This window comes from Nocardia sp. NPDC003999, assembly GCF_053604885.1.
In genome coordinates this window covers 15,016-27,451 of record NZ_JBSGIB010000014.1, presented here as the reverse complement: position 1 = coordinate 27,451, position 12,436 = coordinate 15,016, and the positions used below count along the sequence as shown (strand labels likewise).

Below are 12,436 nucleotides of genomic sequence, written 5' to 3'. Positions count from 1 at the left end.
CACACTCGGGTGCGTCAGACCCCGACCGCTTCTTCGATCTCTTCCTCGGCCGCATGTTCCGTGACGCCGACCGTCTCGGTGCGCGCGGCCGTGCGCAGCCTGCGCTCGTAGCCGCCCGCCACCAGGACCAGTCCCGCACCGGCCGCCAGCCACAGCACCAAGCTCAACACCCGGTTGCCGAATCCCGCACCGCCGTCGAAGTACAACAGGGTGCGCGCGCCTTCGACGAAACCCGCTCCGTTCCAGAACGAATGCAGCGCGCCGAAGAAATCGTTCTGCAGCCACGGCCCGTACACGCCGCCCGATGTCGTGAAGTTGAGCATCACGAACAGCACCATCATCGTCAGCGTGGTCCAGCGCCGTAAGAAGGTGTGCAGCCCGATGCCCACCGCGAGAATCCCAGCCGAATACAGCCACGACATCGCCCAGACGGCGGCGTAGTCGTGGTCGACCACATGGAATACCGGCCCCGCGACGCCGAGTCCGATGACGCTCACCGCCAGCGACGTGACCAGGCCCAGCAGCGCGCGAACGCCCATGCTCAGTCCCGCCCCGGCCGCGCCGATCGCCGCGACGCTGCCGTAGGAGCCGATGCTCAATGCCACCAGCAGGAAGAACAAGCCCTGCGCGGTCGGATCGCCGGTGCTCGGCGGAGCGATATCGGTGACCTCGACCGGTGCGCCCTGCTGGGCGGCGATCCGGTCGAAGACGGCCTCGGCCGCCATCGCCGTGGTGTCGGAACCAGCCTTGGCGACCAGCGCTTCGTGCGATTCCGGCACGTAGGCGCCGGCCAGTGTCCGCTCCCGCAACTGCCGCACCGCCTCCTCCCGACCTGGCAGAGTGACAACCTCCAGCGCGTCTCCGGCCCGGTCCTTCAGCGTCTGAGCCAGCACCTTGACCTGCGGTGCGTCACCCACGATCGCCACCTTCAGGTGGTTCGGCTCGGGCTGGTGGAACGCGCCCAGATACGCCAGTGCCATGCCGAGGCACATCAGCAGTGGGGTGAGCAGATGCGCGGCGACATGCCGTAGTTGGTGCATGAGACGACTCCCCAAAAGGTTGGTAAATACAACTATCTTCGTTGTACTATACAACCATGCGGCAATCTCCGGCATTCCCCACTCGCTCGACCGCGATCCACACCATTCAGCGCGAGCTCACCGCATTCGCCCGCCGAGCCCGTGGCCGAGCCGCCGAACTGCATCCGGAACTGCCGCTGGTCGCGTCGAGCATCCTGGACCTGGTCATCGAACGCGACGGCTGCCTGGCCACCGAACTGGCCGAACACTTCCTGCTGGACAAATCCACGGTGAGCAGGCAGGTTGCGGCGCTGGAACGGCTCGGGTATCTCACCCGGGAGGTCGATCCCGCCAATCGCCGCAACCACATCCTGCGCGCCACCCCCGCCGGGCAGCGGATCGCACGGGAGGCCGAGCAGCGCCGCCGGGAGGCGTTCGCGGAACGGTTCCGCGACTGGGACGACGAGGACCTCGCCGAACTCGCCGGGTACCTGGTCCGCTACAACGCGGCGGACGGCTGATCGGCCCACGGCCGGCGCGGCGGACGCGAGCGAGCCCCCTCAACCTCGCAGCGCCGCGGCCAGATCCGGGTCCACGGAGAACGCGATGGCGATCAACGATTCGACCAGCAGATCGATCAGCTCCGTACGCGAGATGGGCTCCGAGCGCAGCCAGGTGAGCGTGGATTCCTCGACGAAGGCGATCCAGCCGCGCATGGCGAGCATGAGGCGGGGGTGGTCGGATTCCACAATGGGAGTGGGAGTCTCCGCGAGGATGATCCCGATGATCGCGTCGCGGGTCTGGTCGACCAGCGGGGCCAGGTCGGGGCTGACGCTGGTGGGGCCGCGTAGCAGCGCCAGATAGGAGGTCCGGTTCTCCGTGACGTACTCGATGTAGCGCTCGATCGAGTCGCGCAGCATCTCGAACAGGCCCAGCGAGCGGTCCGGGGCGACACGCTCGAGCAGTTCGGCGTTGGCGTGGTGCACGATCGCGAGCTGGAAGTCCTGCTTGGTCGGGAAGTAATGGAACAGCAGGCCGCGGGAGATGCCCGCCTCGGCGGCGATCTCGCTGACGGAGATGTCCTCGATGGAACGCTCGCCGAGCATCTTCGCACCCAGAGTGATCAGCTGCTCGCGGCGCTCGTCGGGACTCAGCCGCGTGCGCTTGGGGGCGTCTCCCTGGGTTCTCGTCACGCGCCCAATCCTACTGAACGTCAGTCAATACACTGTTGACTCACGCTCAATAGGACCGTAGGCTCGGTTACATGAGTCGCAAGGTTACAGACAAAGCTGTCGCCGGCCGACCCGCGCGCCACGCCAAGACGATCATCATCGGCAGCGGGTTCGCGGGCCTGGGTCTGGCCATCCGGCTGACCCAGCAGGGTCGCAACGACTTCCTCGTGCTGGAGCGCGGCAGCGACGTCGGCGGCACCTGGCGGGACAACACCTACCCCGGCGCGGCCTGCGACGTGCCTTCGCACCTGTACTCGTACTCGTTCGCGCTGAACCCGAACTGGTCGCGGTCGTTCTCCCGGCAGGGCGAGATCCAGCAGTACATCCAGGACGTGTCGAAGCGCTACGACGTGCGTGACAAGCACATCTTCGACTGCGACGTGACCAGCGCCCGCTGGAACGACGAGACCGCGCTCTGGGAGATCGAGTCGACCAAAGGCAGCTTCACCGCGAACACGGTGGTCTCCGCGGTCGGCGCGCTGTGCGAGCCCGCGCTGCCGGACATCAAAGGCATCGGCGAATTCGAAGGCGAGATCTTCCACTCCGCCCGCTGGAACCACGACGCCGACCTCACCGGCAAGCGGGTCGCCATCATCGGCACCGGCGCCTCGGCGATCCAGATCGTGCCCGCCATCGCCCCGAAGGTCGGCCACCTGGACGTCTACCAGCGCACGGCGCCGTGGCTGCTGCCGCGCCTGGACCGCCCGTACACGAAGGCCGAGCGAATGGCCTTCAAGTACGTGCCGGGTCTGCAGCGACTATCCCGCGCGGCCATCTACGCCGCGCGCGAGACCCAGGTGGTCGGCCTGGCCAAGGTGCCTGCCCTGATGCAGTTGTTCGAGGCGATCGCGAAGGCCAAACTCCGCCACGAGATCCGCGATCCGCAGCTGCGCGCCAAGGTCACGCCGAATTTCCGGATCGGCTGCAAGCGCATGCTGATCTCCAACGACTACTACCCCGCGCTGTCGCGCCCCAACGTCGACGTGGTCACCGACGGCATCGCCGAGGTGCGCGCGAACTCGATCGTCACCGAGGACGGCACCGAGCGCGAGATCGACGCGTTGATCGTGGCGACCGGCTTCCACGTCACCGACTCCCCCACTTACAACACCATCGCGGGCCGTGACGGTCGCACTTTGGCAGAGGTATTCGACGAGCTCGGCCAGCAGGGCTACAAGGGCTCCGCGATCGCCAATTACCCCAATTTGTTCTTCCTGCTCGGCCCGAACGTCGGCCTCGGGCACACCTCGATGGTGTACATGATCGAATCTCAGATCAATTACATCGCCGACGCACTGGCTACCATCGACCGCCTCGACCTGCGTACCGTGGAGGTGCGCCGCGACGTGCAGGATGCCTACAACGCCGACCTGCAGGCGAAGCTGGCGGGCAGCGTCTGGCTGACCGGCGGGTGCTCGAGCTGGTACCTGGACAAGCACGGCAACAACACCACGTTGTGGCCGGACTTCACTTTCGAATTCCGTAGGCTGACCAAGACATTCGACGTGGCGGCGTACGACATCTCCATTTCCCGGGCCGATTTGAAAGCAGTGGCATCGTGAGCAGTGACGCTTACTTCGAGAACAAGGTATGTGTGATCACCGGAGCGGGTTCCGGGATCGGCCGTGCGCTGGCAATGAATCTGGCCCGGCGCGGCGCCAAACTGGCACTGTCGGACATCGACGTCGACGGTTTGAACGAGACCGTACGCCGCTGCGAACAGCTCGGCGCCGAGGTCAAGTCCGACCGGCTGAACGTGGTCGAACGCGAAGCGGTGATCCTCTACGCCGACGCGGTGAAAGCGCACTTCGGCACGGTGCACCAGATCTACAACAACGCGGGCATCGCCCACCACGGCGAGGTCATCCGCTCGGAGTACAAGGACTTCGAACGCGTGATGGACGTCGATTTCTGGGGCGTCGTCAACGGCACCAAGGCGTTCCTGCCGATGGTCATCGAGTCCGGCGACGGCCACGTCGTCAATGTGTCCAGCCTTTTCGGCCTGATCGCGATTCCCGGGCAGAGCGCCTACAACGCGGCGAAGTTCGCGGTGCGCGGCTTCACCGAGTCGCTGCGCCAGGAGATGCTGGTCGCGCGGCACCCGGTCAAGGTCACCTGCGTGCACCCCGGCGGCATCAAGACCGCGGTCGCGCGCAACGCCACCTACGCCGAGGGCATCGACGCCAAGTCGGCCGCGACGATGTTCGACCGGAAGCTGGCCATCCACACCCCGGAGATGGCGGCGCAGACCATCGTCGAGGGCGTGCGCAAGGGGCACGGCCGCGTGCTGATCGGCTGGGAGGCCAAACTGCTGGATCTGTTCGTCCGGGTCACCGCGTCGGGCTACCAGCGGATCGCGGCCAACGTCGAACGCCGCTTCCTGCCCTGACCCGGATTCGAGGAACGACGAATGCGGGACATCGACCTGCCACTGCCCCTCGCGCGGGCGATACTGAATCCGATCTTCCGGGTCACGCTGAACAAGCGATTGCCGTTCACGGTGCAGCGCAGGCTGCTCGACGTGACTTCGCGGGCGCAGTTGCTGCCCGCGGGCGCTGTCGTGCGGCCCGTGCGCCTTGGCGGCAGGCCCGCCGAGCGGATCGATTTCGCGGACACCTCCGAGCACGGTGCCGTGCTCTATCTCCACGGAGGCGGATACGCGGTCGGCTCGGTCGCGACACATCGCTCGCTCGCGGCCCGGCTGGCACGAGACATCGGTTGCGCGGTCTACGTGCTCGACTACCGGCTCGCGCCGGAGCACCCCTTCCCCGCGGCACTGGACGACGCCGAGGCGGCGTTCCTGGAGCTGGTGGCGACCTCGGGACTGCGGCCGGACCAGATCGCCGTCTCCGGTGACTCCGCGGGCGGCGGTCTGTCGCTCGCGCTGGCGCAGCGACTGATCGCCCGGCACGGGCAGACCCCGGCCGCGCTCGGTCTGATCGCGCCGTGGGCGGACCCGAACGAGATCCCGGAGCGGGAACGCGATCTGGTTATCAACAGGCCCTGGTCACGCGCCTGCGCCGCCGCTTACCTGGGCGACAGCGATTCCGCCGACCCGGCTTACGCACCCCTGACCGGCGAACTGCGCGGCCTGCCGCCGACCTACGTGCAGGTGGACGTCAGCGAACTGCTGCACCGGCAGTGCGTCGCGCTGGTCGCCGCGCTGCGCGAGGCGGGGGTACACGTGCGCTTCACCGAGAGCAAGGGCTTGTGGCACGTCGCTCAATTGCAGGCCGCGCTGGCGGCGCCCGCAGCGGCCGCGCTGTGCGAACTCGCCGAGTTCCTGCGCGAAGCGATTCAACCGGCGGACCTGCGCGAACTAGGATGAAATTCGAGCGGGTCCCCAGCCTGCGGTGATGTACGGAGGCGATTGGCGGTGGTCGACCTCACGGGCCCGGCGCAGGTGTCGTAGATTACTGGCGAGTAAACCCACGTGGAAGGGCACTGATGCGAGAGTTCGAAGTCCCGGCTTCTTACACCATTCCGGATGACGCGAACAATTCCGACAACGTCTTCCGCCACGCCGAGCAGTCGCCGAATACGGTGCTGTTCAACGTGCCGAACGGCAGTGGCGGCTGGCGGGACGTCACCGCCGCCGAGTTCGCGAAAACCGTTACCGGGGTGGCGAAAGGCCTGATCGCTTCGGGTCTCGAACTCGGCGATCGCGTCGCCATCATGGCCCCCACCCGCTACGAGTGGGCCGTCCTCGACTTCGCCATCTGGGCCGCGGGCGGCTGCACCGTCGCGATCTACGACAGCTCCGCCGCCGAGCAGGCCAAGTGGATCCTGCAGGACTCGGCCACCAAGCTGCTGTTCGTGGACAGCGACAAGCACCGGAAGGTGATCGACGAGATCGAAACCGGGGCGCTGCCCGAGCTGCGGGAGATCCTGCAGATCGACAAGGGCGCGGTGGACGAGCTGCTCGGCCGCGGCGCCGACCTGGACGACCAGGCCGTGCACGAGCGCCGCGCACAGGTCGGCGCGCAGTCGCCCGCCACCCTGATCTACACCTCGGGCACCACGGGCCGCCCGAAGGGCGTCATGCTGACCCACGCGAACCTGTACGCGGAGTCCAAGTCCGACCGGATCGCGCTGAACAAGTACGTCACCGAGGGCAAGAAGACCCTCATGTTCCTGCCGCTGGCGCACGTCTTCGCCCGCGCCGTGGCGCTGGCCGCGTTCGACGCGAAGGTGGTCGTCGCGCACACCGCCGACTGGTCCACCCTGGTCGAGCAGTTCGGCAGCTACCAGCCGCACTTCATCCTCTCGGTGCCCCGGGTGTTCGAGAAGGTGTTCAACAGCGCCAAGCAGAAGGCGCACGACGGCGGCAAGGGCAAGATCTTCGACGCCGCCGCCGATACCGCGATCGTATGGAGCGAGGCACTCGACAACGGCGGACCGGGCCTGGCGCTGAAGCTGAAGCACGCGCTGTTCGACAGGCTGGTGTACGCCAAGCTGCGCGCCGCGCTCGGCGGCCAGTGCGAGGCCGCCGTTTCCGGCGGCGGACCGCTCGGCGCGCGACTGGGCCACTTCTTCCGCGGCGTCGGCGTCACCATCTACGAGGGCTACGGCCTCACCGAGACCACCGCGGCCATCGCGGTCAACACCCCGGAGCACATCCGGGTCGGCTCGGTCGGGCGGCCGATCGAGGGCCACGCCGCCAAGATCGCCGAGGACGGCGAGCTGCTGCTGCGCGGCTCGGTCGTGTTCAGCGGCTACTGGGGCAACGCGGAGGCCACCGACGACGCGTTCGAGGACGGCTGGTTCAAGACCGGTGACCTCGGCGCCATCGACGGGGACGGCTTCATCACCATCACCGGCCGCAAGAAGGAGATCATCGTCACCGCCGGTGGCAAGAACGTCTCCCCCGCGCTGCTGGAGGACTCGCTGCGGGCGCACCCGCTGATCAGCCAGGTGATGGTGGTCGGTGACGGCCAGCCCTTCATCGGCGCGTTGATCACGCTGGACCCGGAGTCGCTGCCCGGCTGGAAGGAACGCAACAGCCTGCCCGCCGACACCCCCATCGAGAAGCTGATCGAGAACCCGGATCTGCTCGCCGAGGTGAACGCGGCGGTGGCCGAGACGAACAAGAAGGTGTCGAAAGCCGAGCAGATCAAGAAGATCCGCCTGCTGACCATCGACTGGACCCAGGAAACCGGCGAACTCACCCCGAAGATGTCGCTCAAGCGCGCCGTCGTGATGAAACAGCACGCCGACGACGTGGCGAACATCTACAACTGAACCGATCGCGGAAAGGCGCTGTCCGTTCGCGGGCAGCGCCTTTCGCGTGTCCGGGTCCGTCCGCGACGATCCGTGCGCTGTCGCGGATGCCGGACCAAGCCGGTCGGCGGCCGACCGGCAGTAGTCTCGATGCCATGGCCGATCTGCGACTGCGTGTGGTGGCCGGGATCGTCTCGGCGGGCCTCACGCTGGGTGTCGCCGAATTGCTCGCGGCCTTCCTCGGCCCCGACAGCGCGCCGCTGCACCTTCTCGGTTCGGCCGTGGTCGACCACACGCCCGACGGTGTGCGGGAATGGGCCATCACCACCTTCGGTACCAACGACAAGGCCGCGCTGTACCTGATCATGAGCGTCATCGCCGTCCTGGTCGCCGGCGTGGCCGGAGCGATCGAGCGGACCACCCGTGCCGCCGGGTCGTGGTTGTTCGTCGTGTTCGGAGTGATCACCGCATGGGTGGCGGTAGCGCGCACCGGTCTCACCGCCGCGTTGCCGACCGTCGTCGGCGTCGCCGTCGGCATCTACTCGCTGCGAGCGCTGACACTTCGCATCGACGCGGCGGTCGACAAGTCGTCCGGTACGAGGCACGCGGGAACGGCATCGTCGACCGCCCCTGCTCGAACCGTGGCCGAAGGTTCGGCTTCCGCCGACCGAGATCACTCAGAGCACGCCGATGTCGCCGACGGGCAGAACCGGGCGATCACCGACGTGGACTCCGGCGCGGACTCGCGCCCGGACTCGTCGGTGCACCGGCCAGGCCCCGAACGCCCTGGTGCGGGCGAGAACCTCGCCGCCGCGGACGAACCGGGAAGGGTCGAGGCCAGACCGGCGGGTGAGGCCTCGCCCGCATCGGCCGCCGGGGCTTCGGAGCTCAGCTCGGCGGCTCCGGAGCGCAGGCAAGTCTTGCGGGGACTACTGGTGGCCGGTGGGCTGGCCGCGGTGACCGGAATCGGCGGACGGGTGCTCGGCGCCCGCCGCAGCGACGTTTCCGGCGAGCGAGCCGCCGTGCAGTTGCCGGAGCCGTCGGCACCCGCCGAGCCGGTCGCGCCCGGCGTGGACCTTCGTGTCCCCGGACTGACGCCGTACCTGACCGCGAACGACGATTTCTACCGGATCGACACCGCGCTGATCGTGCCGCAAGTGTCCAAGGACGGCTGGTCGCTGCGGATCCACGGCATGGTCGACCGCGAGATCCGGCTCACCTGGGCGGATCTGGCGCTTCGCCCGGTGGAGGAACACCTGGTCACGCTGGCCTGCGTGTCCAATCCGGTGGGCGGCGACCTGATCGGCAACGCGCGCTGGCTCGGTTACCGCGTGGATCAACTGCTCGCCGAGGCGGGACCGCACCCCGACGCGGACATGGTCCTCTCGCACAGCGCCGACGGCTGGACCGCGGGCACGCCGCTGGCGGTGCTCACCGACGGACGCGACGCGCTGCTCGCGGTCGGCATGAACGGCGAACCGCTGCCGGTGCGGCACGGGTATCCAGCCCGGCTGGTCGTGCCCGGTCTCTACGGCTACGTCTCGGCCACCAAATGGGTGACCGAACTGGAAGTCACCCGCTTCGACCGCGCCACCGCGTACTGGACCCGCCGCGGCTGGTCGGCACTCGGCCCGATCAAGACCGGCATCCGCATCGACACTCCCCGTGCCCGCGGCCGCCTCCAGCCGGGCCGCATCCCCATCGCCGGAGTCGCGTGGGCGCAACATCGCGGCATCCGCGCCGTGGAAGTGCAAGTCGACAACGGCCCCTGGCAGCAGGCCCGCCTCTCCGAAGAGCAGTCCATCGATACCTGGCGCCAGTGGGTCTTCGACTGGGACGCCACCTCCGGCCCGCACACCCTCCGCGCCCGCGCCACCGACGGCGCCGGCGAAACCCAAACAGCCGAACGCCGCGACGTCATCCCCGACGGCGCCACCGGCCTTCCCTCGGTCACAGTCAGCGTGGGTTGACGCGCACCGCGGATGGTCTCGTAATGGCAGGCAGTGAACTCGTGTCGACGGGATAGGATCGGGCGAGTCCGGTAGTCGTCGGCCGTTCGAGGAGGGGGCCATGTCCGAGATTTTGGATTGGGCGCGAGAAGAGAACTTGCAGCCGGCGCCGATCACGTTGGAGATCTGGAAAAAGCTTCCCGAAGATTTCTGCCGCTTGGTGGAGGTGGTGAACGGGGAGGCCGTTCGGGCGGAGTCGCCTACCAGGCCGCATCAGAAGTCCGCCCGCAGAATAGCGGACTTTGTCGAGACCGCTGCCGAAGCTCACGTTGGTCGATACCGTAGCGGCTGCTTGGACGTCGATATGGATTTCGATGTGCTGCTGTGGGAGCTGCCGCGGGTGACGATTCGGCGGCCCGACATCGCACTGTTCGAATGCGCCCCGCCCGAACTTCGGCCGTTGCCCGCTTCCATGGTCAAACTGGTGGTAGAAGTCGTCTCACCGGGCACCGAGCGTGTAGACACGGCCGACAAGCTCGCGGAGTATGCGTTGGCCGGGATCCCGTGGTACTGGATCGTCTGGGTTTCCGGCAATTGCGTCGATTCGATCGAGGTCTATGTACTCGACCATGTACTGGGCCAGTACCGACTACATGTGAAGCTGCCGCCGACCGATTCCCAGACCGTGATCGATGTGCCGATCGAGATCACCATCGACTGGACCAAGCTCGGCGTGCTGGCGCGCTGACGAACATGCCCCGCAGAAGGACTTCTTCTGCGGGGCATGGGATTTCGGCGGTCAGCTCGCTACGGCGTCGGCCTCGACCCGTTCTTTCTCGAGCCGCGGCGGGGCCGACTCGCCGTGGCGGATGAACAGTACCGAGGCGGCGACGCCGATCAGCAGGACGGCCGCGGGGAGCAGCGCGGACTGGCCGAGCGCGGTGCTGAAGGCATCCTTGACGAACTCCGGGAGCGGGCCCCGGCCCGCGCCTCCTTCGGCGACCGGGCCGCCGCCCAGGCCGTTCGCCGTCATCCTGGCCGCCACGAGCGCGCTGATCGCCGCGCTGCCGAGCACCGAGCCCACCTGGCGGGTGGTGTTGTAGACACCGGCGCCCGCGCCGGCCAGCTGGACCGGCAGGTTGTGCGTGGCGGTGGACGCCAGCGGCGCCCAGATGCAGGCGTTGGCGAAACCGGCCAGCGCCGCGGCCACCAGGAACCAGACCAGCGACGAGTCCGGCTTCATCAGCGCCGCGAAGCAGAACACCGACAGCGCGAACAAGCCGAAGCCGATGGTGGGCACGATCCGCGGGTGCAGCTTGTCGGCGAACTTGCCGACCAGCGGGGCGGAGAAACCGGTCACGATCGCCATGGGCGCGAAGACCAGCGCGGACTTGGTCGGCGACAGCTCCCGCACGGCCTGCAGGTAGAAGTACGTCGGCACAATCAGGGAGGTCACCGCCGCACCCATCGCGGCGATCGCGGCATTGGACAGCGCGAAGTTGCGATCACGGAACAGGCTCAGCGGCAGCAACGGCTCGCCCTTGTTCCTGGCCTGGTTGACCAGGAACACCGCGAGCACCACCAAGCCAGCGCCGATCAGCAGCCAGATGCGCAACGACCAATCGTAGGTGTTGCCCTCCTGGATGCCGAACACCAGCAGGAACATGCCGACGCCGCTGAGCAGCACGCCGGGGACGTCGAACTTGTGCTCGTGCGTCGGCAGCGCGGGCACCAGCCAGACGGCCAACGCGAAGGCGACGACGCCGACCGGAACGTTCACGATGAAGATCCATTCCCAGCCGAGACCGTCCACCAGCACACCGCCGAGGATCGGACCCACCAGTGTCGCCAGGCCTGCGACGCCACCCCATAGACCCATGGCAGCGCCGCGCCGGTCGGGCGGGAAGGTTCTGGTGATCACGGCCATGGTCTGCGGCGTCATCAGCGCGGCGCCGATGCCCTGGGCGGCGCGTGCCGCGATCAGCATGCCGATGGTGCCGGACAGACCGCACCACAGCGACGCGGCGGTGAACACCGCCAAGCCGATCAGATAGATGTTCTTGGGGCCGAATCGATCACCCAATCGTCCGGTGACCAGCAGCGGCACCGCGTAGGTGAGCAGGTAGGCGCTGGTCACCCAGATCACCTGGGAGATGTCGGCGTGCAAGCTGGTCATGATCGCGGGATTGGCGACCGCCACGATCGTCATGTCCAGCAGGATCATGAAGAAGCCGACGACCAGCGCGAGCAGCGCCAGCCACGGATTGCGTTGTGTGGACATCTGTTTCGATTCCTAACTCGGATGATCCGAAAATCTCGGGTCGGCGGCCGCCACAGCGCCGGGCGGCACCGGCAGCGACACCGCGGTGTCGGCGGCCGGTCCGGCCGCGGAGCGTTCGCCGGTCACGGGGTCGAAGTCCAGCCACTCCACTGCGCCGCCGGCCAATTCGGCGGTGAACTCCTCGACCCAGGTGAGTTCGGCGGCGAGGATCGCCCGCAGATACTGCAGGGAGATCCAGTAGCGGCGGGGAACGACGTGCTCCTCGGCCCAGGCGATCAGCATGTCGGCATCGGCCAGTTCGGTCTCCAGCACGCCGATTCGTTCGCGCAGCAGCGTGAGCGCCTCCGTCTTCGGCAGATTGTGCAACTCGCCCAGCGCCACCGGGAAGATCGGATACTCCGGAACGGGTCGCCGCACGATCTCGGCGATCCGGTTGCGCAACGCCTCCCTGCCGCGCCCGGTGATCCGGTAGGTGGTGCGTTCGGGCCGGTTGCCCGCCCGGTCGACGCCCTCGGCGTGCACCAATTCTTGGTCGGCCAGGCGGGACACGGTGTGGTACAGCGAGCCCGGCCGCACCTTGACCAGCTTGTCCTCCCGCCGCGCGATCAGCGTCTGGAACATCTCGTACGGATGCATGGGCCGCTCCTCCAGCAGTGCGAGCACGGCGATGGCCAACGGCGTCACCGACGGATGCGCCTGCCCTTGCCCCATGCTTGTTCACCTCCGTCACTCGGT

At 67.7% G+C, this 12,436-nt stretch carries 11 protein-coding genes; 7 read left to right on the top strand and 4 right to left on the bottom strand.

The window, feature by feature from the left end; all coding sequences use genetic code 11:
• Positions 1 to 14: 14 nt before the first annotated feature.
• Positions 15 to 1,040: a hypothetical protein gene (locus ACWESM_RS24675; protein ID WP_355077322.1), complete on the bottom strand. Its 1,026-nt coding sequence runs from the start codon at positions 1,038 to 1,040 to the stop codon at positions 15 to 17.
• A gap of 56 nt (positions 1,041 to 1,096) precedes the next feature.
• Here ACWESM_RS24675 and ACWESM_RS24670 point away from each other — a divergent pair, with 56 nt between their 5' ends.
• Positions 1,097 to 1,540 (top strand): MarR family winged helix-turn-helix transcriptional regulator, encoded by a 444-nt coding sequence (locus tag ACWESM_RS24670; protein ID WP_355077323.1) that lies wholly within the window; start codon positions 1,097 to 1,099, stop codon positions 1,538 to 1,540.
• A gap of 39 nt (positions 1,541 to 1,579) precedes the next feature.
• Here the strand turns inward: ACWESM_RS24670 and ACWESM_RS24665 are convergent, their stop codons facing one another.
• Positions 1,580 to 2,212, bottom strand: coding sequence for a TetR/AcrR family transcriptional regulator (locus ACWESM_RS24665; RefSeq protein WP_355077325.1), 633 nt, complete (start codon positions 2,210 to 2,212; stop codon positions 1,580 to 1,582).
• A 71-nt stretch (positions 2,213 to 2,283) separates the two neighbouring features.
• On the opposite strand from ACWESM_RS24665, the gene ACWESM_RS24660 reads away from it, so the two are divergent.
• The 6 genes from ACWESM_RS24660 to ACWESM_RS24635 all read left to right on the top strand — a co-directional run bounded on the left by ACWESM_RS24660 (position 2,284) and on the right by ACWESM_RS24635 (position 10,168).
• Entirely contained in the window at positions 2,284 to 3,813 is a 1,530-nt protein-coding gene (locus tag ACWESM_RS24660) for a flavin-containing monooxygenase (RefSeq protein ID WP_452493818.1), read from the top strand.
• Positions 3,810 to 4,640 carry an SDR family NAD(P)-dependent oxidoreductase gene (locus ACWESM_RS24655; protein WP_355077329.1) on the top strand — a complete coding sequence of 277 codons (831 nt, stop codon included), beginning with the start codon at positions 3,810 to 3,812 and terminating at the stop codon, positions 4,638 to 4,640. Before ACWESM_RS24660 ends, ACWESM_RS24655 begins: the two co-directional genes overlap by 4 nt.
• 21 nt (positions 4,641 to 4,661) lie before the next feature.
• Positions 4,662 to 5,579: an alpha/beta hydrolase gene (locus tag ACWESM_RS24650; RefSeq protein WP_356969729.1), complete on the top strand. Its 918-nt coding sequence runs from the start codon at positions 4,662 to 4,664 to the stop codon at positions 5,577 to 5,579.
• Positions 5,580 to 5,698: 119 nt separating this feature from the next.
• Positions 5,699 to 7,492 carry an AMP-dependent synthetase/ligase gene (locus ACWESM_RS24645; RefSeq protein ID WP_452493815.1) on the top strand — a complete coding sequence of 598 codons (1,794 nt, stop codon included), beginning with the start codon at positions 5,699 to 5,701 and terminating at the stop codon, positions 7,490 to 7,492.
• 134 nt (positions 7,493 to 7,626) lie between these two features.
• Positions 7,627 to 9,441 (top strand): molybdopterin-dependent oxidoreductase, encoded by a 1,815-nt coding sequence (locus ACWESM_RS24640; RefSeq protein ID WP_452493813.1) that lies wholly within the window; start codon positions 7,627 to 7,629, stop codon positions 9,439 to 9,441.
• Between the two features lie 100 nt (positions 9,442 to 9,541).
• A complete protein-coding gene (locus ACWESM_RS24635) occupies positions 9,542 to 10,168 on the top strand; it encodes a Uma2 family endonuclease (protein WP_379254789.1) in 627 nt (208 codons plus the stop codon).
• Between the two features lie 51 nt (positions 10,169 to 10,219).
• On the opposite strand, the gene ACWESM_RS24630 is transcribed toward ACWESM_RS24635, so the two are convergent.
• Together ACWESM_RS24630 and ACWESM_RS24625 are read right to left on the bottom strand one after the other, a co-directional pair.
• Complete coding sequence (locus ACWESM_RS24630) at positions 10,220 to 11,701, bottom strand: DHA2 family efflux MFS transporter permease subunit (RefSeq protein WP_452493812.1); 1,482 nt, start codon at positions 11,699 to 11,701, stop codon at positions 10,220 to 10,222.
• A gap of 12 nt (positions 11,702 to 11,713) precedes the next feature.
• Positions 11,714 to 12,412 carry a PadR family transcriptional regulator gene (locus ACWESM_RS24625; protein ID WP_364438412.1) on the bottom strand — a complete coding sequence of 233 codons (699 nt, stop codon included), beginning with the start codon at positions 12,410 to 12,412 and terminating at the stop codon, positions 11,714 to 11,716.
• Between the last annotated feature and the right edge of the window lie 24 nt (positions 12,413 to 12,436).

Excerpts from the sequence above, each read along its gene's own strand:
- ACWESM_RS24675 (WP_355077322.1), bottom strand. The coding sequence starts at position 1,040 with ATGCACCAACTACGGCATGTCGCCGCGCATCTGCTCACCCCACTGCTG.
- ACWESM_RS24670 (WP_355077323.1), top strand. The coding sequence starts at position 1,097 with ATGCGGCAATCTCCGGCATTCCCCACTCGCTCGACCGCGATCCACACC.
- ACWESM_RS24660 (WP_452493818.1), top strand. The coding sequence starts at position 2,284 with ATGAGTCGCAAGGTTACAGACAAAGCTGTCGCCGGCCGACCCGCGCGC.
- ACWESM_RS24650 (WP_356969729.1), top strand. The coding sequence starts at position 4,662 with ATGCGGGACATCGACCTGCCACTGCCCCTCGCGCGGGCGATACTGAAT.
- ACWESM_RS24645 (WP_452493815.1), top strand. The coding sequence starts at position 5,699 with ATGCGAGAGTTCGAAGTCCCGGCTTCTTACACCATTCCGGATGACGCG.
- ACWESM_RS24640 (WP_452493813.1), top strand. The coding sequence starts at position 7,627 with ATGGCCGATCTGCGACTGCGTGTGGTGGCCGGGATCGTCTCGGCGGGC.
- ACWESM_RS24635 (WP_379254789.1), top strand. The coding sequence starts at position 9,542 with ATGTCCGAGATTTTGGATTGGGCGCGAGAAGAGAACTTGCAGCCGGCG.
- ACWESM_RS24630 (WP_452493812.1), bottom strand. The coding sequence starts at position 11,701 with ATGTCCACACAACGCAATCCGTGGCTGGCGCTGCTCGCGCTGGTCGTC.
- ACWESM_RS24625 (WP_364438412.1), bottom strand. The coding sequence starts at position 12,412 with ATGGGGCAAGGGCAGGCGCATCCGTCGGTGACGCCGTTGGCCATCGCC.